Source organism: Stieleria bergensis (genome assembly GCA_007745635.1).
Taxonomy (GTDB): domain Bacteria; phylum Planctomycetota; class Planctomycetia; order Pirellulales; family Pirellulaceae; genus Stieleria; species Stieleria bergensis.
Map to the genome: position 1 here is coordinate 5456048 of CP036272.1, position 19258 is coordinate 5475305.

Here is a 19258-nt window from a genome sequence, read left to right on the forward strand (position 1 = left end):
CTCATTTCGATCGGAATCGGTCGACTGCCTGAATCAGGACGTTGTTGAGCCTTCGAGTGACTGGCGGACCGACTGCGGATTGAGCTCTGCAAATTCCTCAAGCAGCTTCTTCGATGGCTCATCGACTTGCTCGGGCACTTTGATTTGAACCTGCACGATCAGGTCACCGGCCGCTCCCTTAGCAGAGGGAATGCCTTGTCCCTTTAAACGAAGCTTGCGTCCACTGCTTGTGCCCGCAGGAATTGAAAGTGCGACGCTGCCTTCAGGCAACAGCGGCAAATCAACTTTACAGCCCAGCACCGCCTCAGTCAGCGTGACAGGCAAATTCAGCTCCAAGTTCTGACCATAGCGTTTGTACACCGGATGGGGTGTAGAGCTAACGACCAAGATCAAATCCCCGGGAGGCCCACCGTTGGGCGATGGCGATCCTTTTTCGCGCAGTCGCATTTTGGTGCCTTCGGCGATCCCCTTGGGAATGTTGACCGAGATCTTTTGGTCGTTAATGTACAGCTCGGCTTCGCCGCCGGCGACCACTTTTTCCAGTGGCAACTGCAACTCTCGGCGCAGGTTGCCGCCTTTCTGTGCACGCGAAGCAGCGGTGCGAGTGCGACCTCGTCCTCCGCCGCCGCCACGAGCAGCTTGGCCGCCCATGATTTGTTCAAAAAAATCGCCGAAGCCGCCTTCAAAGTTGAAGCCACCTGGATTGCCGCTCGCGCCACCACCACCGCCAGCAGCTCCACGACCAAAAATGGAGTCCAAGTCCAGGCCATCGAATCCACCGGCCCCGGCACCATGGAACCCGCCAGCGCTGCGAACTTTTTCAAAGTCCGAACCATAGCGATCGTAGGCCGCCCGTTTTTCCTCGTCACTCAACACGTCATACGCTTCCTGGATACGTTTGAAGCGTGCTTGCGCATCATCGTCCGGATTTTTGTCCGGATGGTACTTGAGCGCTAGCTTGCGATGAGCTTTTCGAATCTCGTCTTTGCTCGCGTTTCGAGAAACGCCGAGGATTTGATAAAGGTCTTCTGACACGGCAGATGCAGTGGTTAGGATGACAACGACAATAGCGACCGTACAAAAATAGCCGCTTCGGTGATCCAGCCCAAGACGCGAAACCGACGCCTCGGGCAAGATCAAGGTTTATACTTGTTGCCGGCCCATTTGACACCGGCGATCATCACCAAGTTCACCCAGCAAAGCCTGCGCCACATCGAGAACGATTCATGCTTGAAGGTCAAAACAGCAGGAAAAACCTCCGCTTTCACTTCGCTTTTTGGCTCTCTGCTGCCTTCAGCTTGCTCTGTCCGTTTCCTGCCAAACTGACGGTGAACGCCGACGGCCTGCTGACGATGACCTTGGAAGACGAAGAAACCGGTCAACCGGTGACCTCGCGGATCGAACTGTATCGGCATCTCCCTCAGATCACCGCCAGAGCCCAGAAACGGCTTTCCAAAAACGCCACCAAACCGATCCCGATTCGCCAAACCATCCCAGCGGGCATCGGAACGGTCCTTGATGAGCGGGTCGAACTGGAATTGCCTCCAGGGGACTATCACTACAAGCTGATTCGCGGTCCGGAATATCGCTGGTTAACCGGCGGGTTCACGATGGAGAAAACCAGCTTGGACGAGCACCATAAAACGCTGCCAAGAATGGTGGACATGTACAAACAGGGATGGGTCAGTGGCGACTGTTTTGTCACCCCGTCCCCAAATAGTCTGCCGCTCCGCATGGCCTCCGAAGACTTGCATGTCGCCGCGGTGACCCAAGACGTGCCCGCTAAACCCATTCCCAAACGCGGTCAAGATCGGCCGCTGACCTATGCACCTTCCTGGATTCGCCACGATGTGACTTACGCCCAGGGCCTGTCCTATTATGGGCTGAATGAACCAACAGCAGAGTCACTGCAGATTGATCCAAAATCGCTCGATGGACTCCCGTTCCTAATCGCTGCTGCCAACGCGAATTTGGAACAACCCGTCAAGATCGCCATTGAAAACCCGTTCAGCTGGCAACTGCCTGTTTGGCTGGCAAGCGGCAAAGTGGATGGCTACTTTCTTTTAGGTGACTGGCTACGGCTCGATCGCCAAGTGTTGACCATCAAGGAAGGCCCCGTCCCGGATTACTTTGCCATTCGTGAAGCCACTCAAGTCGGACGCTACGGAGAACAGATCTATCGCCATCTTCTCGATTGCGGCCTTCGACTGGTCCCCCTGGCCGGGGGCGGCGATCAATCAGCGAACTTACCGGTCGGTTACAACCGCCTGTATGTCACCCGTGCCGTCGACGATGGCTACGACGAATCGTTGCAACAGCCCACCGTCTCGACCACGTCTGAACAGTGGTGGGCGAATCTGTGGCAGGGACACAGCGTGGCGACCAACGGTCCGATGCTGCAACCGCTCATCAGCGGCAAGGTCCCCGGCCACACGTTCAAAGGCTCCGCTGGACAAACCTTACGACTCCAGCCCGAACTGAACCTCTCGGTACGCGATCAGGTCGATTACCTGGAAGTCATTCACAACAACCAAGTCCACTACAGTGCTCGACTGGATGAGTTCGCCAAAGCAGGCGGCAAGATCCCGCCGATCGAAGCCAGCGAAAGCGGCTGGGTGATCATTCGCGTCATGACGCTTCATGACCAGCATTATCGCGCTGCTGTGACGGCGCCTTGGTGGATCGAAATTGACGGCAAGCGACGAGTGTCCAAAACCAGTGTGGAATTCTTCCAAGCCTGGCAGGCAGGGTACGAAACGCATCTCCAGAAAACCCAAGCCGATCAGCTGGCCCAGTACGCACCGTTCATTCAAGCCTCCCGAAAGTTTTGGCAAACGAAGTTGGCTCAGGCCGTCGAGTGATGATCCTGCCACCACGACAGATCGTCTCAAGCAGGACAGGGCACTGGTGCGTGCAGGCACTGCACCCTACGAAATTGGTTCATTCAACGGGCGTTTTCATATCGCGCAGAGCCGGGAATTTCCCTCGCCAACGTCTGGCTTGTTCGATATCGAGCGTCGCCCGCAAGACCTGCGTCTGGTCGTCGGCTTCAAACAAGGGATTGCCCAGATGATCGAAGGCACTACTCCGTCCATCGAATGCCAATCCTGGCTCCGCGCCCACTCGATTCACGCCCACCACGCAGGCTAAGTTTTCAATCGCCCGTGCCTGCAACAATCGCACCCAGTGCTCACTGCGTTTGGAAGGCCAGCAAGCGATCAAGGTGATCAATTCAGCACCTTCGGCGACCGCCGGCCGAAAGATCTCTGGGAACCTCAAGTCATAACAGATAAAGGGGGCAATCGTCACGCCCTGCCATGTGAACAAGCAATGCGAAGTGCCAGCGACATAATGATCGCCTTCGCCTGAAAGCGAAAACGGTTTCATCTTTTGATAACGAGCCAGTTCATTGCCATCGGGATCAAACACAACAGCTTGATTGACCGATTGCCCTTCGATGATCGGCCCAGCCACACCGCCCATAACGGCCACGTTGTATTGCTTTGCCAGGTCTTTCAAGAACTGCTCACCCGATCGATCCGGCCCCTGTGCAGTCACCGTCACATCCATGCAAAATCCCGTCTCAAACATCTCTGGCAAGATCACCAGCGCTCCAGTCGGGACGTCCGCGCCGGCCAGCAAGTTTTCAACACGTTGATGGTTTTCTGACTTGTCCTGCCAAGCCATGTCCAATTGAACAGCGACGATTTCCATGAAAGTGCCTCGATGTGATCAAGCGGTTGCTACAACAGGGTGCGCAGACCATCGGCCAAACGATCAATGCCATCAATGACCGTCTGGCCATTGAGTGCGCCAAACGATAAACGCAGTGAACAAGACGCGGACGCTCCAAAGGCGCTGCCCGGCAGCACGGCGACTTGATGCTGGCGAATCAGTTGTTCGGTCAGTGTGACGTCATCCTGTGAACTGTCTAAGTGCAAAAACAAGTAAAACGCACCCTCAGGGCGTGAGATTTGACAACGCTCCCCCAGCGTCTGCAAACGATCGATGGCCCGATCACGCACCTGCTGCAACTCTGGCACATACTGCTGGCAGTGCTCAGGGCCGACTTGCATCGCAGCCAATGCGGCTTGCTGGCAAACTCGCGGCGGACAAATCAAGTTGGTATCTTGAACCTTTTTGACGGCCACAGACAACCGCTTGGGCAACACCTGATAACCGATCCGAAAACCAGCCATGGCATAGGTTTTTGAGAGTGAAAAGAGACTGATCGTATGCTCAGCAGCACCCGCGATCGAACCTGGACTGAAATGCCGAGCCTCGTCGTAAATGAAGTACTCATAGGCTTCATCGCTAAGATGGAAAATGCCGCGCTGCTGGCAAAGCGAATTGATTTGCCGCAGCACCTCCTCGCGGTACAACGCTCCGGTCGGATTGTTTGGCGAGATCGTCACCACAGCGCGAGTTCGATCAGTGATTGCTGCGGCAATGTCTGCGACCACAGGTTGCGAGTCGCGATCCGTCGGCACCTCCACCACTCGGCAGCCCGCGATTTCAATCGCCATGTGATGATTGAAATAGTACGGCGTTAACAAAATGATTTCGTCGTCCACATCGGCAATGGCCAGAATCGCATTCAGAAACCCCATGTTGGCACCGGCAGTGACGACGACTTCACTGCCACTGTCTCCCTTTTCATCGCCCGCTGCCAAGGAGATGCCATTGTCAACAAGTAACTTGTGTTCAATGGCGTTTAGCAACGCTTGATCGCCGACGACGGGTCCATAGCGATCGGTGTGATAGCCTTGAATTGCCGGATCAGCCAGCGTCGTGAAAACACTTTCGGGTGGCCCATAGTGCACCACACCCTGCCCCAAAGAAATCGTACCAGGAGTCTGAGCGGTCCACTGCGCGACAATCGGAATCACCGGTGATTGGACGCCAGTGATTCGCCGCGAAACCTTCGCTGATTCATCCATGATGGATTAGCGTTCCTGTTTGAAACGAGATTTCGCGAACTTCAAGAACGAGACCCAATCTTGTTCGGTCAAGTTATGAGCACCGCTGCGAACGTGATAGCCGGTGGCTCCTTGATGGCGTGGGGCATCCAATGCCGGCATCTCTGACGGTTCAATTGCCTGCAACCCCAACAGCTTGAAGACCGGCGCCGCGTTGATCAGCGACGTGTATTCACCTTTCGGATCTGCCCAAAGGTCTTGATCAGAACTGGTCACATACACTGAGCGCGGCGCGACCAAAGCGATCAGTTGATGCTGATCCACTGGCAACTCGCTTTCCCGATCCGAGAAATTGGCGAAGCGGTTGCAAAACCAATGTGGGAACGAAGAGGTGATTCGCTTGACCGTTTCTCCATAAGCGCGACGGGAAAGAGCGGCTCCTCCACAGCCCGAGTTATTGCTGTACGCGATCGCGAATCGAGTATCCTCGGCCGCCGTCCACAACGCTGACTTTCCTCCCCGAGAATGCCCAACGATTGCGCTACGTTTGGCGTCAATCGCTGGCATGGTTTCCAGGTGATCCAAAACACGACTCGCTCCCCAGCCCCAGGCGGACAAGGCTTTCCAGCGACTGTCTTCATCTGAATCAGGATCGTCTAGCAAAGCACGAATGCCTTGTTCGTATCCATCCTTGCGATCTGGATCGACATCGCTGGTATGAAAGGCCGCAGTGGCAAAACCAGCCTCAAGAATCCGCTTCACCGACCAAAAACCATCGGGTTGCTTGTCGGCCTCGTCAAGCGAGATGAACTTGCGATTGTTCATTTGAACGATCACCGGGACGGGCTGCTTGGACTGGGGGACGAACAGAACGAAGTCAAAGGAATGCGATCCGTTCTCCGTTTCGATGGTGAGGGTGTACTGAGCACCGGATGCACCAAGTCCAAACACGTTATCGCGCGTTTGGACGACTTTCGCCCGAGTCTTGTACGGCGTGCTTGGTCGGCGCCCATAAACCTGCGTGCGAAACAGCTCCATCAACTCAGGCCGGCGTTGCTGATACCAAGTTTGTGCGTCAGCAACCTTCGCTCCGTTACTGGCCACCAAAGGATCCGGCAACTGATAGTCGGGCACGTTGGCCTCGACGTAGTTAAACTGGTTGTTGCGTGATTGCTGCTTCTTGGCAACCAACTCTGGATTCGCTTTCCAGGGTGCTGGCTTCGTTTCCGAAACGGTCTGAGCAACGGAAACGGAGAGCGTTGTTAACGCAAAAGCGCTGACAAAAACAGATCGAAGCAATCGCATGGCAACCACATCAGGAAAGAGCAGGGGAGGGGAGAGGGAACGCTGGACGTATGATACTGGATTTCCCGTTGGCCGCCGAAAGCGGACGAGCATCACAGCATGACGCATCCCTGCGAACGGCAACTTGGAAACATCATCTGCGCCCGCGTAAATGTTACCGCGTAAATGTTACCGCGTAAATGTTACCGCGACGTTCGTGGCGCGAGCCCAACGACGGCGACTTGTTTAGCAATTTCAGCAATGGTAAAGCCTTCGCTCTCACATTGCTCAAGAATTCGATCAACGGTCAAGATGTCAGCGGCTTCGAGCTTGCGTCCCAAAGCGTAACGGAGCAGATGTTCCACAAAGGCTCGCTGAAATCGATCCTGCTGATTCACCAACGACGACTTGAACTCGGTGATCGTGGTGAATGCATGCTTGCGATGCAACACTCCTGCTGAATCCACGTCACGGCCATTGCGATACTTGTCTCGCCAACGCCCGGTGATATCAAAATTTTCCAGCGCAAAACCCAAGGGATCCAGTTTGGCATGGCAGCCTGCACAGGCGGCGTTGGAACGATGCGCTTCAAAGCGTTCGCGAATGGTCAGTCGCTTGTCCGCTGGATCTTCGTCTAACGTTGGCACATCGTTGGGCGGTGGAGATGGCGGATCATTGAACAGCACCTCGGTGAGCCAAACGCCACGCGCAACTGGATGCGTCCGCTTGGGCCCTGAGGTCATGCTCAACACGGCACCATTGGTGACAATGCCCCCGTAGCGTCGGTCATCGACCGCCACACGTTTGAATTCGCGTGCATTCAATTGCCGTCGCAACTCCCCTTCGTAACGCTGCCGCTGTTGATTGGCAACCTTTTGTAGATCGACGTTGGCAGGAATGTCGCTCAACTGCGAACGCATCTGGTCAATCGATTCAGTCAACTGCTTCCAGCGTTGCTTTTGCTGGGCACTCATGGCGGCAAGCAATTCCGTCTGGGAAACGAAACCACTGCCGCTGGCGGCGGCAGCGGCCTCCTCTGCAGTCAAAGCTCGGTCATAGAGCCTTGCGTTATCGAGACGAACCGTTAAGAATCGATTGCCACCGGGCGGCAAGTGCCGCAGTCCAAAAACGATCGTTGATTCGTCTTTGGGGAAGAATGCTTTTCCTTTCTGATAGGATTCACCGTACGGCGTCCCATTTCGATACAGCTTCGTCGTGCCGTCTTCCTGATACACCATTAGCAAGTGAATCGACTCGCCGACTTCGGTTTCCTCAAACGAGTTCGGAAAATCTTCCGTACGAGCAAAGCTGTTACTGCCCGAAATCCAATGCCGGTTCTTGCGTTCGCCTATCACGATGGTATCAAAGAAACCGCCGCCTTTTAAAACACCCATCAATCCGCCACCACGCTGATCCAAGTCTTGCAACACGAACCTGACCTCCAGCGACTTGGCCTTCAATTCAATGGGCAGTTTCTTGCTGATCAAGTAAGACTTCTCCAGGTCAACTGTGCCATCTTGAAACGAGATGTCGCCATGTGCGGTCAAGTCCAATCCATGCAGGGATTCTTTCAGATCGCCATTAAACTCCCAAGCCGCATAGGGTCTTAGATCTGGCAAAGGTTGACTGCCATTCGCAGTCCGCTGTTGGAGCAACTGCTGGCGAATCGAATCGGACAACTCACTCTCTTGCCGACTCAGATCAGCGATCTTCGTTTGCAAGGCTTGCCGTTGCTGATCACGCTCTTGATTGGTTTTGGTCAACGCCTGCTTATCGATCGCCGGTGGCTTCATCTCGCTGTGATACCAGGCCTTCAGAAAGTCACTTTGGTAAACACTGGTCGGCTGCACCAATTCAATCAGTGGCCGATTCTCTGCGAACACCGCATCAAACAGCAAGAGGGGCTCGAGCACCATCTGAACGCTAGCCGGTGACTTCGGATCCACATAGAAATAGCGGTGCAATCCACGGTCGGGAGTCGAGGCCATCAAGTTCTCTAGCTGCATCCACTGGACCGGGAACGCATCCAAAAAACGTTCAACCTTTGGATCCACAAGCATGCGTGCGACGGTGCTTTGAAGCACATTCGGATCGGCGAGCTGATTTTGACCAGCAAGTTCAAGCAGTTCTGCGTCGGGACAACTGCCCCACAAATAGTACGACAGGTTCGACGCCAAAATGAATGGCTGATCACTCGGATCCGTGCTGGTGCTGCGAAACAGAAACAAAGGGGACGAAAGCGCCGCAGCCGAAACCTTCTTCATCGCGTCGGTAAAACTCGCTCCCTGCTGAATCTTCGCCAGGGTGTACCCGGCGTAGCGATCAACGGTCGCCTGATCGACTGGCCCACGAAAGACCAACGGCAGAAACGCTGTCAGCCGGCGGCGAACTTCATCCGAGTACTCGGAATCCTGCTCTGGTGCAGCAAACAACTGGTCCCAAACGCCCACGGTGTTTTCGTTGAAATCAGCGCTTTCAACGATCGACACGCTGAGCCGCAGAAAGGCGTCCAGCAAGAGCGGCGAAAGTGTCAGCTGATCGGCTTGATTATCGTATCCATGCTCGGCACGCAGGTCTTTGGGAAACGGTTTGACGTCGGCCAATCCTGGAATTGGGTTCAGAGCATGCGACGCCACCTGCAAGACGTCGGGCAAAGCTCCCTTGCGGCGAGCAACTTGTAAGTAATCGCTATGCCGTGTCATCAATTTTTCGGACAACGCAAACACATCGCGATCCAACTGAAACAAATCGCGAACCGTGTGATTGTATTGAAAGCGATTCAAACGCTGCAGCGGCACGACCGGTGGCTGATCAGTCTTGATTGATTTCGCGATCAGCTCCTTGATCGCAGCGATTGCTGCGTCTCGAGCTTCATCTGCTAGCTCTGGCTCGTCTTCGGGAGGCATCGCCCCATTGCTGAGCACATCGAACAATTGATCAAGCAGCCCGAGTTCTTCGGCCAACGTAGCTTCGTCCAAGTCTTCAAAACTGACTTCACCGTTGCGGTCATCAGCGTTGTGGCAGTGAACACAAGACGTCTCCAGCACGTCCACCAAATCGCTTTGCGGGTCTGCAGAGACGACTTCAGTGATGGAAAACGTCAGAAACAGCAGTAGCGGGGCAAGTGAATTCTTCATCGTCAATTTCCACCGCATCATGTCGACAACTCCGAAACGATGCCATTGCTATCGGCGAAGGAATCGATTTCCAAGCCCATCATTTGAGCGAACGTTAACCAGAGATTCGAATTCAGCGTCCCACTTTCCATTTTAATGAATCGACCTTGTTTGATCTGTCCTTGCGCCTTGCCAGCAACCATCATCGGCAAGTCATAGTACTGGTGCGTCGCTCCGTCACCCAATCCCGCACCGAAGGCACAGATTGAATTATCCAACAGCGAACTGCCATCAAACTCTTTGACTTCTTTCATGCGGCGGATCAGGTACGCGTACTGCTCCATGTGGAAGATGTCGATCTTCTGCAATTCTTTGTAGCCGTCCCCTTTCTGATTGTGCGTCATGTTGTGATGCTGAACCGGCTTATCAAAGACCCCCTCATACATCAGCGTCGCGTCCCAGCGTTCTGGACCGATCATGAACGTGCTGACGTTGGTGATTCCCATTTGAAAAGCCAGCAACATCAAATCCATTTGCAAGCGAATGTATTCTCCCCGGGGCAAGACTTCATTCTTGGGCACCGTGACATCAGCACCTGCAAGCATGCGTTCCAGTTTTTTCATGCGGATTTCGATCTCTCGGATCATCTGCATGAACCCATCCATCGTTCGGCGATCATCAACCGCCAGTTTACCGGACATGCTGCGAGCGTCTTCGAGCACCAAGTCCGTGACGTCGGCGACGTGCTCGCGATAGCTCTTCTGCAAAAACAATCGCTGGTACAGTTTCTGTGGCTCTCGAATCGAGGGTGCAATTTTCCCGGGGCCGTACCACGAGATGTTGTCAAACTCGATCGGCTCCTTTGGCGCCGTGAAACCGTTGCAACTGATCTCCAACGTATTGAACACCGTTGAATGCCCCACATGATCGCCGATCACTTGATCGAGAGTTCGGCCATTGGGATGAGCGATGTTCTGTTCTTGAGCCTGCTCGGGAGACAGGCTGGTTAGATAACAGGACGCTCCCTGGGCGTGCACATCCTGGCCATTTTTATAACTACGATCCAATCCGGTAATCATCGTCATGTCTGCAGCCAGTTCACGCAGCGGCTCCATGGTCGAACTGAACTGTGGGGCGTAGATACCAGGCTCGTTCTCAAAGCGCCGATCGCTCTTGACCTTGTCCGCGTTGAAACCGCCGATGAAACCGGGAACCTCGGCGTTTTCTTCGCCTGGGAAAAAGCAGCGTCTGACAATTCCGTTGGGCAAGTAGACCATGGCCAACTTCTTAGCTGGTTTCTTGACTGCCTTTCGATCAGCAGCCTTGGCAAGCGAAGGCAGAAAGGGGAGCGTCATGACAGCGCTCGAACAATGCAGAAAAGATCGGCGTGTACGCTTCATAGCATTCGGTAGGCAAGAGTGGTGGGCAGGAGACTCCATTGTAGCTTCCCAGTAAAGCGATCGCGACCCTAATGCAGACGGGGAACGGCTTCGCCGCCAGGATCGCAGATCTTTTCAGCCTCCGTGGAGCGAATGTCCAGTGCCTGGAAACGCAAACCCAGCCAATGCAGCTACACTATGACGATGCAGCCGCGATCGCCCAGCCTGCGAAATAACACTGCCTGCGAAACACGACTGCCTGCGAAACACGACTGCCTGCTGATCGCCCGGCTTCCCTGTGTATCCCATCCCCTGTGTATCCCATCCCCTGTGCATCCCATCCCCTGCCAGAGCTTCTCTCCATTGCCTGATATGTTCGATCAACTCGCTTGTTTGCCCACTTGCTGTCTCCCCACATGCCGCTGGCTTTGTGGCGTCTTGTTTCTACTGGCGAGCTGCTTGCCAGTTTCTGCACAGTCGCTTTCCCAGAAGCTGAAGACCGAATCGGTTGAAACGCTTGCCAAGGACGCTCGAGAGAAAGGCAACGCCATCGTCGGTGCGATCTTGCTGACGCGCAAAGACCTTGCCTGCACGCGCTGTCATGATTCGGGAGCCACGCAACCCATCGCTCCCAGCCTGCGACAGATGGCGGCGGACGAACCGGTCAGCGACGTTCACCTGGTCGAATCGCTACTGCAACCATCGAAGGTCATCAAGAAAGGTTATGAATCGGTTCGTGTGCTGAACGTCGATGGGCAAGTCATCACAGGACGGCCCCTGACGAACAACGATCAACGCTTGGTCTTGCAGGTCTTTGAACAAGACGTGCGCCAAATTGAATTGGCAAAGGATGACATTGAACAACTGACAACGGCCAAGCAATCGCTGATGCCGGACAACTTGATCGATCAGCTTGCCAATCGCCAGCAGTTCCTGGACCTCACTCGCTACCTGATGGAACTGAAAGAGAACAAGCCTGCCAGCAAACTCCACGCCCAGCCCGTTGGTGGAGAAACCATTCGCCCCGCGCTGCGTGGCGTTGCACTGCTAAGCGAACTGAACTGCACAGCGTGTCACAGCGGAAACCAAGAACTGGCATTGCCAGCCAAGACGGCACCTAACCTGCAACAATCAAGCAACGCGCTCCGTCCGGAATTTCTGTTGCGTTTCATCGCTGATCCCGTCACGGTCAAACCTGGAACGACCATGCCAGATGTGATGGCACATTTGACGCCAGCCCAACGGCAGCAAGCTGCCACCGAACTGACTCATTATGTGGTCTCGCTCAGCGACCAGTCGTTATCAGATCAGCCTTTGGATGCTCAGGCCAGTGATCGCGGCAAGGAGCTGTTTCATTCCGTTGGCTGCGTGTCCTGCCACTCTCCACTGGACGACACGCTGCAACCATTGCTGCCAGAGAGCTCCGTTCCGCTGGGGCCCACTGCAGACAAGTACCATCGCGATGGGCTGAGAGCCTTTCTGGAAAACCCGCTGGCGACAAGACCTGCCGGCAGAATGCCCAACATGAAACTCGACCACTGGGAAGCCAACGACTTGGCCAGTTACCTGGTCTCCAGCAAGCAAGCGACGGAACCGACCGCCCCGTTTGTGGTCGATGCCAAACTGGCTGAACGGGGACGCGAACGTTTTGTCGAACTGCGTTGCAATCAATGCCACCAGTTGCAACAAGACGCGAAACCAGACGCGTCCCTGGCGATTGCAGAGTTACGTGTGCAACAAGGTTGTCTAAGCAAGAGCTCCACCACCTCGCCACGTTTTGATTTAACAGATCTGCAACGTGAACAACTGCAAGTCGCCGTTCGCTCTGGCGGCAAGGTTGCCGATCCTATCGATCATCTCAATCTTCAACTGACCGCCTTTCGCTGTGTCAACTGTCACCAGCGAGATCAACTTGGCGGCGTCAGCGAAGCACGCAATCCGTACTTCAAGACCGGCGATCCCAACCTGGGACCACAAGGCCGAATCCCTCCGCCACTGACCAACGCAGGCAGCAAGCTGAAGCCGCAGTGGATGCGACAAGTCCTTGTCAGCGGCCGTGCCATCCGCCCCTATGTGTTGACCCGAATGCCTCAGTTCGGCACCGATAACGTCGGGCACTTGGTCGAAGCCTTCCAGGAACTTGATCCACCGATTGAACCGCCACAGGTCACATTCGACGACCAAAAAGAGATCCGTAAAGTCGGTGGAGAACTCGTCGGCAGTCAGGGTTTGAATTGCATCGCCTGCCATTCGTTTCAGCTAAAAAAGGCAGCCAACATGTCTGCCGTCGATCTAACCGAAATGGCCGAGCGATTGCATAAAGGCTGGTTCGATCAATACATGCGTCAACCACAGACGTTCAATCCCAACACCATCATGCCTTCGTTCTGGCCCGGTGGCCGAGCGATGCGGGAAGACTACGTCGACGGAAACACCGACCTTCAGATCGAGGCGATGTGGCAGTACTTGCTCGACGGCCGGCAAGCTCGTACGCCTCGCGGATTGATCACCGAACCGATTGAGTTACTCGCCAATGACGAAGCCGTCATACTAAGACGCTCTTACCCAGGAATTGGAAAACGAGGCATTGGAGTAGGATACCCCAGCCAAGTCAATTTATCCTACGACGCCGAACAGATGCGTCTGGCTTCCATCTGGCAAGGCAAGTTCGCCGATCCCGGCGGAGTCTGGCGTAGCCAAGGGCATGGGCGCGTCCGCCCGTTAGGCGAACGTCCGATTCAGTTCATGCCGGGCCCCGACCTAGACAGCGCCGACCAGCCCTGGGCCGTTGACGATGGCCGACCACCAAACCATCAATTCCGAGGCTATTCACTGGACGAAAAACAGCGTCCCCGTTTGCAATACCAATTCGGTGACCTGCAGGTCGAAGACTACTTTGTCGATGCCAAAGCCAACGACGGGCAACGCGGTGTTTTGCGCCGCACCATCGTCATTGACGCCAAGCAAGCCCAACCGGGGCTGGTGTTCCGAGCGGCCAACGGCCAGGAAATCAAACAAGTCGCCGACAACGTCTTCCTGATTGACTCCGCACTACGGGTCACCATCGTGGACGGCAAGGCAGTGGTTGCTAACGACAACGAAACACAGCGTCTGCAACTCCCCTTGAACCTCAAACCGGGACGCAGCACGATCACACTGGAATACAGTTGGTAACCTGCGTCCTGCCTCCTGATCTTAATCACCTCCATTAACGTCACTGATCTCTGCCCTGAACAGCCGTTTGCAATCGGCAATGAATATGAATCGGAAACTGATCACTGCTTTGGTCACTTTGGCTTTTTTGCTCACGACCGCTCCCACCACGCTTGCCGAAACCCTGGGCGAGTACTGGGGGACTGCCGAAGAGGAATCCAAGTACTATCGGATCGTCGAAATCCCCTTCCCAAGTGAAATGGCATTGGAAGCTGGCTGCTTTGAAGTCATGCCAGACAATCGCCTGGCGATCGGAACGCGGCGGGGTGAGATCTATCTGGTCGACGGAGCCTTTGACAAAAACCCACGCACAACGTTTTCACGCTACGCATCGGGACTGGATGAAGTGATGGGGATGTCGTTCCGAGACGGCGCGTTCTACATCACTCAGCAAACCGAAGTGACCAAGATCACCGACACCAACGGGGACGGCCGCGCGGACCAGTTTCGCACGCTCAGCGACATTTGGGGCTTTCGCAATTATCACGAGTTTGCCTTCGGATCCAAGCTCGACCCCGAAGGCAACATTTGGGTCGCGCTCTGCCTGTCAGAAAGCTACAACTCCAAGGTCCCCTTTCGCGGCTGGTGTGTCAAAGTCACCCAAGACGGCAAGACGATTCCCGTGTGCAGCGGCATCCGCAGTCCTTGCGGCATTGGCCCCAATGAACACGGCGTGATGTTTTATGCCGAAAGCCAAGGTCCTTGGAACGGATCCTGCTCGCTGAAGGTCTTGCAGCCCGGTGGATTCATGGGCCATCCAGTCAGCTTCAACTGGTATCCGCTGGCCAAGGAGATGGGCGTCGAAACCATGCAGCAGGCTCCGCAAGTCCCACAGACTCGCTCACGTTTAGAAGTCGAACGCAAACGAGTCAAAGAGCTGGTTCCCTACGCGGTTGTTTTCCCCTATCGCAAAATGGGACGCTCGATTTCTGGCTTCACCGTTGATCGCACAGGTGGCAAATTTGGTCCCTTTGAAAACCAAATGTTCATTGGCGATTTTAGCTTAAGCGTCGTCATGCGAGCGACCACCGAAAAAGTCAACGGCGTTTGGCAGGGTGCCTGCTATCCGTTCCGTGAAGGCCTGGCGACCGGACTGCTGGCCTGTGAATTCTCACCGAACGGTGACTTGATCGTCGGCGGGACCAATCGTGGCTGGCCGGTGCGTGGTCCGCGACCGTACGCCTTGCAACGCTTGGACTGGACCGGCAAAGTCCCGTTTGAAATCAAAGAAGTCAACGCCAAGCCAGACGGCTTCTTGCTAACCTTTACCAAGCCCGTCGATCCCAAAACCGCTGGTGATCCCAGCAGTTATTCGATGAGCACCTTCACTCACATCTACCAGCAAGGCTACGGCAGTCCCGAAGTGGATCAAACCAATCCCACGGTAACCAAGGCCGAAGTCTCCAAGGACGGCATGCAAGTCCAGCTTAAAGTCAATGGATTGGTCCAAGGGCATGTCCATGAATTCGATTGCTCTGGTGTGCGAAGCAACGTAGACCAGCCACTGCTGCACGTGAACGCTTATTACACCCTGAACGAAATCCCCAAGCACTGATTGACTGACAGCAACGCACTGATTGACTGACAGCAACGCACTGATCGATTCAGCAAACTCCCGCTAAACGACTTGCCTGAACACATTCAGCACAACGCATCCTATCGACCTGTACCGAATCGAATTGAACAGAATCCAACTGCACCGAGACGTCATCATGAACTTGCGATGGATTGATTTCCTGGCCTGCCTGAGCTTTGCGATTGCCTTGTTTGGCCACACAGCGCCAACGCAGGCGGCGCCGCCGAACATCATCGTCATCATGGCCGACGATCTGGGCTGGCGTGATTTGCACTGCTACGGCAACCAAGCCATTGACACGCCTTGCTTGGATCAATTTGCTGGCGAAGGGATGCGATTCACCGATGCCTACGCTGCTTCGCCGGTTTGTTCTCCGACACGGTCCGCGATGATGACCGGCATGGCGCCAGCTCGGCTGCGAATCACCAACCATGCCCCCGGTCATCCCGACGGATACTCCTTAGAAAACTCAGACCTGCAGGAAGCCCAATCCGTCCGGCATTTGACGCTTGACTACACCACGATTGCCGAACGCTTAAAAACCGCTGGCTACGACACCGCACACCTTGGCAAGTGGCACTTGTCGTACGTTGCTCGCAACAACCAATCGGGAATCAAGGAAGCGGACCTGCGGCCCCAGCACCAAGGCTTTGACATCAACATTGGTGGCACAGGCCGTGGCGGACCGCCAACCTATTTTTCTCCGTATCGAAACGACGCATTGACCGACGGTCCCGAAGGCGAATACTTGCCGGAACGCTTGGCCGATGAAGCAATCCAATACGTGCAAGCTCACAAGGACAAGCCGTTCTTCCTGAGCTGGTGGCCGTTCTCGGTGCACTATCCTCTGGAAGCCCCAAACAAACTGATTGAAAAGTATCGCCAGCGCAAAGCAATCAACGACCCAGCCTATGCCGCGATGATTGAAGGCATGGACACCGCGATTGGACGCTTTCTGACAGCACTGGACGAGTCTGGTCTGCGCGACAATACCCTGGTGATTTTCAAGTCCGACAACGGTGGCTACAACGGCAACAATCGACCATTGCGTGGCTTCAAAGGCATGATGTTCGAAGGCGGCATCCGCATTCCCTGGATGGTTCGTTGGCCCGGCGTGATTGAGCCCGGCACGACATGCCGCCAGCCAATCATCAGCACAGATTGCTTCCCAACACTCTTGGAAGTCGCCGGTCTGAAACAGCAGCCGGACGCGATCTGCGACGGTCTGAGCTTGCTGCCGCTGTGGAAACAAACCGATGGATTTGAACGTGACGCGATCCATTTCCATTACCCAAACTACGCTTTTCACAAACGCAATCGCTTGGCCAGCGCCATCCGTTCCGGTGACTTTAAACTGATCCGCCGTTACGACGATGACTCACTGGAACTGTATGATCTCAAGAACGACATCGGCGAACGCAAGAACCTCGCCAGCAGTCAGCCCCAGCTGGCCAAAGAGCTCAATGAGCGACTCGGCAAGTGGCTTGTTGATGTCGACGCGGCCTTGCCGCAACGCTAGCTCTGGTGTTCATAGATGCACTCGATCGCGGCGAACCCATCACCGCAGAGACAATTCCCGGCCCTGAACACCACTGATTCACTTCACTGCGTCTCAACTTTCCTGCCCAGCATCATTCCCAGCCTTTTGAACTTCCACCATGACGCCCTTGATCAAACAATCTGCCGCTGCGTTACTGTGCCTGCTCGCGATGCTTCCCGCTGCAACATCGCTGGCAGAAGATAACTGGAACGAAATCGCCCATCCGCGATTGAAAGCAATTTATGAACAGGGCGCCTTTCGTGCCAAAGGCTTCTCGGGTAACTGGTCAGCCGATGGCAAGGCCTACATCACCCAAGTTCGCGATCCACAAACCAATCGCAATCGTCGCGTTCATCTTGAGATCGAAACCGGCGAACCCGTGACGGCAGACAAAGCTGCCGCTGCTACGAAACCACCAGAGCCTTATCGATTGCAAGTGCGCCGCGACCGAGTCATTGTCCAACACAAGACGTCCAATGAAGAAGCCTCTGTGATCAAGCGTCCCGAAGGCCGCGACGTGAACTACTACGGCTTTCGCTGGAATGCGGACGGAACACGAGCCTTGCTAATCGCCTCCGATCAAACCGACGTGAAAACACGTGCGATGTTGCGCCCCACGGACCCTAGCTACCCGGCGGTTCAGAATCGTCGTTTTGCCAGAGTCGGCGGCACGATTGCCACGCTCCGCGTCGGCGTTGTCGATGCTGAACAAGCAATCAAAAACAAGGGTGACGACAGCGTGCAGTGGTTGCCACTAGAGGAATTGAAACAGGACGACACACAGGGGTTTTATCTTGGACAAACCGAATGGGTCGGCAAAGATGAAGTGCTGATCGAATGGCTCAGTCGATTTCGCGACCACCGTGTCTTCCTGCTCTACAATGCCCGCACAGGTCAAAGCCAAACTCTGTTTGAAGAAACCGACAAAGCCTGGGCCGTCAGTAGCCCGGCGAAGAACATGGGACTGATCTGGGTTGGTGATGCAGGGCAATTCATTGTCATCACGGAACGAGATGGCTGGCGACACGCCTACCTTTGCTCACGCTCCGACGACCAACAGACCCTCCTGACCCCCGGTGACTTTGACATCATTGATCGTGGCCCAGTGGATGTCGAGGGTGGTTGGTTTTACTTCTATGCATCGCCTGACGACGGCACGCAGCGCTACCTGTTTCGCGTCCCGCTTGATGGATCGGGAACGCTGCAACAACTGTCACCCAAACAGCAGTCCGGTTGGCATGACTATCAGTTCGCGCCGGATTTCAAGCATGCGTTCCATACGTATTCAACATTGGATACACCACCGGTCACGTCGCTGGTCGAACTGCCAAGCCATCGTCAGATTCGCGTGCTGGAAGACAATCGCGAGCTAAGCGAAAAAATCAAATCCATGGGAACGCCTCCCACCGAGTTCATCAAACTGAAGCTTAGCGACGAAGTCACTGCGGACGCTTGGATGATGAAGCCCAAGGACTTTGACCCAAGTAAAAAGTACCCCGTCTTTGTTTACGTGTATGGCGAGCCTCACGGCCAAACGGTGATGAACAAATGGGGCGCGGTCCACACACAGTTCCATCAACTGGTTGCGGAACTTGGCTATCTAGTGGTCTCGATCGACAACCGTGGCACTCCGGCACCGAAAGGCGCAGCCTGGCGTCGCTCGATCTTCGGCTGCCTTGGCGCCCTTTCGACTCAGGAGCAGGCTGCCGCGATCAAAGAACTGGGCAGAACACGTCCATACGCCGACCTTTCACGTGTCGGCATCTGGGGCTGGAGTGGCGGGGGCTCGAACACATTAAACGCCTTGTTCCGAAAGCCCGATGTTTATCATGTTGGCATCGCCGTCGTGCCCAAGCCTCAACCGCACCTGTACAACGCTTGGTTCCAAGAGATCTATATGCGGACACGCGAAGTCAATCCAGAGGGCTACAAGCGCGCCGCGCCGATCAATTTCGCCGAGGGCCTGCAAGGCAAACTACTGATCGTGACCGGTTCGGGGGAAACCAACACACACATCCAAATCATCGAAGGCTTGGTCGATCGACTGATTGAGATGGGCAAACCATTCGACTACATGGTGTACCCCAACCGTGACCACGGCCTAAGTGAAGGTCCGGGTTCTCGCGTGCATGTTCGCATGCTGATCATCCGCTACCTGAAAGAGAACTTACCCAGCGGCGGCGTCTAAGCATTGTCACCAAACCGTGGCGAACGCCAAACCGCTGATGGCG

At 55.1% G+C, this 19258-nt stretch carries 11 protein-coding genes; 5 read left to right on the forward strand and 6 right to left on the reverse strand.

The annotated features are described in order from the left end of the window. Positions 1-33: 33 nt before the first annotated feature. Positions 34-1035, reverse strand: coding sequence for a DnaJ C-terminal domain-containing protein (locus SV7mr_RS19120; RefSeq protein ID WP_145275727.1), 1002 nt, complete (start codon positions 1033-1035; stop codon positions 34-36). A 191-nt stretch (positions 1036-1226) separates the two neighbouring features. On the opposite strand from SV7mr_RS19120, the gene SV7mr_RS19125 reads away from it, so the two are divergent. Beyond that, positions 1227-2861, forward strand: a complete 1635-nt coding sequence (locus SV7mr_RS19125; RefSeq protein ID WP_145275729.1) for a CehA/McbA family metallohydrolase domain-containing protein — start codon at positions 1227-1229, stop codon at positions 2859-2861. A gap of 79 nt (positions 2862-2940) precedes the next feature. Here the strand turns inward: SV7mr_RS19125 and SV7mr_RS19130 are convergent, their stop codons facing one another. From SV7mr_RS19130 to SV7mr_RS19150, 5 genes are all read right to left on the reverse strand, one after another. After that, positions 2941-3714: a nitrilase-related carbon-nitrogen hydrolase gene (locus SV7mr_RS19130; RefSeq protein WP_145275731.1), complete on the reverse strand. Its 774-nt coding sequence runs from the start codon at positions 3712-3714 to the stop codon at positions 2941-2943. Positions 3715-3743: 29 nt separating this feature from the next. Then, positions 3744-4940 carry a pyridoxal phosphate-dependent aminotransferase gene (locus SV7mr_RS19135; protein WP_145275733.1) on the reverse strand — a complete coding sequence of 399 codons (1197 nt, stop codon included), beginning with the start codon at positions 4938-4940 and terminating at the stop codon, positions 3744-3746. A gap of 6 nt (positions 4941-4946) precedes the next feature. After that, a complete protein-coding gene (locus SV7mr_RS19140) occupies positions 4947-6224 on the reverse strand; it encodes a glucuronyl esterase domain-containing protein (RefSeq protein ID WP_145275735.1) in 1278 nt (425 codons plus the stop codon). Between the two features lie 182 nt (positions 6225-6406). Continuing rightward, positions 6407-9340 carry a DUF1588 domain-containing protein gene (locus SV7mr_RS19145; RefSeq protein WP_419187618.1) on the reverse strand — a complete coding sequence of 978 codons (2934 nt, stop codon included), beginning with the start codon at positions 9338-9340 and terminating at the stop codon, positions 6407-6409. Positions 9341-9357: 17 nt separating this feature from the next. After that, positions 9358-10674 (reverse strand): DUF1552 domain-containing protein, encoded by a 1317-nt coding sequence (locus SV7mr_RS19150; protein WP_145275739.1) that lies wholly within the window; start codon positions 10672-10674, stop codon positions 9358-9360. A 483-nt stretch (positions 10675-11157) separates the two neighbouring features. Here SV7mr_RS19150 and SV7mr_RS19155 point away from each other — a divergent pair, with 483 nt between their 5' ends. From SV7mr_RS19155 to SV7mr_RS19170, 4 genes are all read left to right on the forward strand, one after another. After that, positions 11158-13872, forward strand: coding sequence for a c-type cytochrome (locus SV7mr_RS19155; protein ID WP_419187619.1), 2715 nt, complete (start codon positions 11158-11160; stop codon positions 13870-13872). Between the two features lie 79 nt (positions 13873-13951). Further along, a complete protein-coding gene (locus SV7mr_RS19160; RefSeq protein WP_473163654.1) occupies positions 13952-15466 on the forward strand; it encodes a DUF7133 domain-containing protein in 1515 nt (504 codons plus the stop codon). Positions 15467-15623: 157 nt separating this feature from the next. Further along, positions 15624-17006 carry a sulfatase gene (locus SV7mr_RS19165; protein WP_145275743.1) on the forward strand — a complete coding sequence of 461 codons (1383 nt, stop codon included), beginning with the start codon at positions 15624-15626 and terminating at the stop codon, positions 17004-17006. 139 nt (positions 17007-17145) lie between these two features. After that, on the forward strand, positions 17146-19215 hold the full coding sequence (locus SV7mr_RS19170) for a S9 family peptidase (RefSeq protein WP_145275745.1): 2070 nt from the start codon (positions 17146-17148) through the stop codon (positions 19213-19215). Positions 19216-19258: the final 43 nt, after the last annotated feature.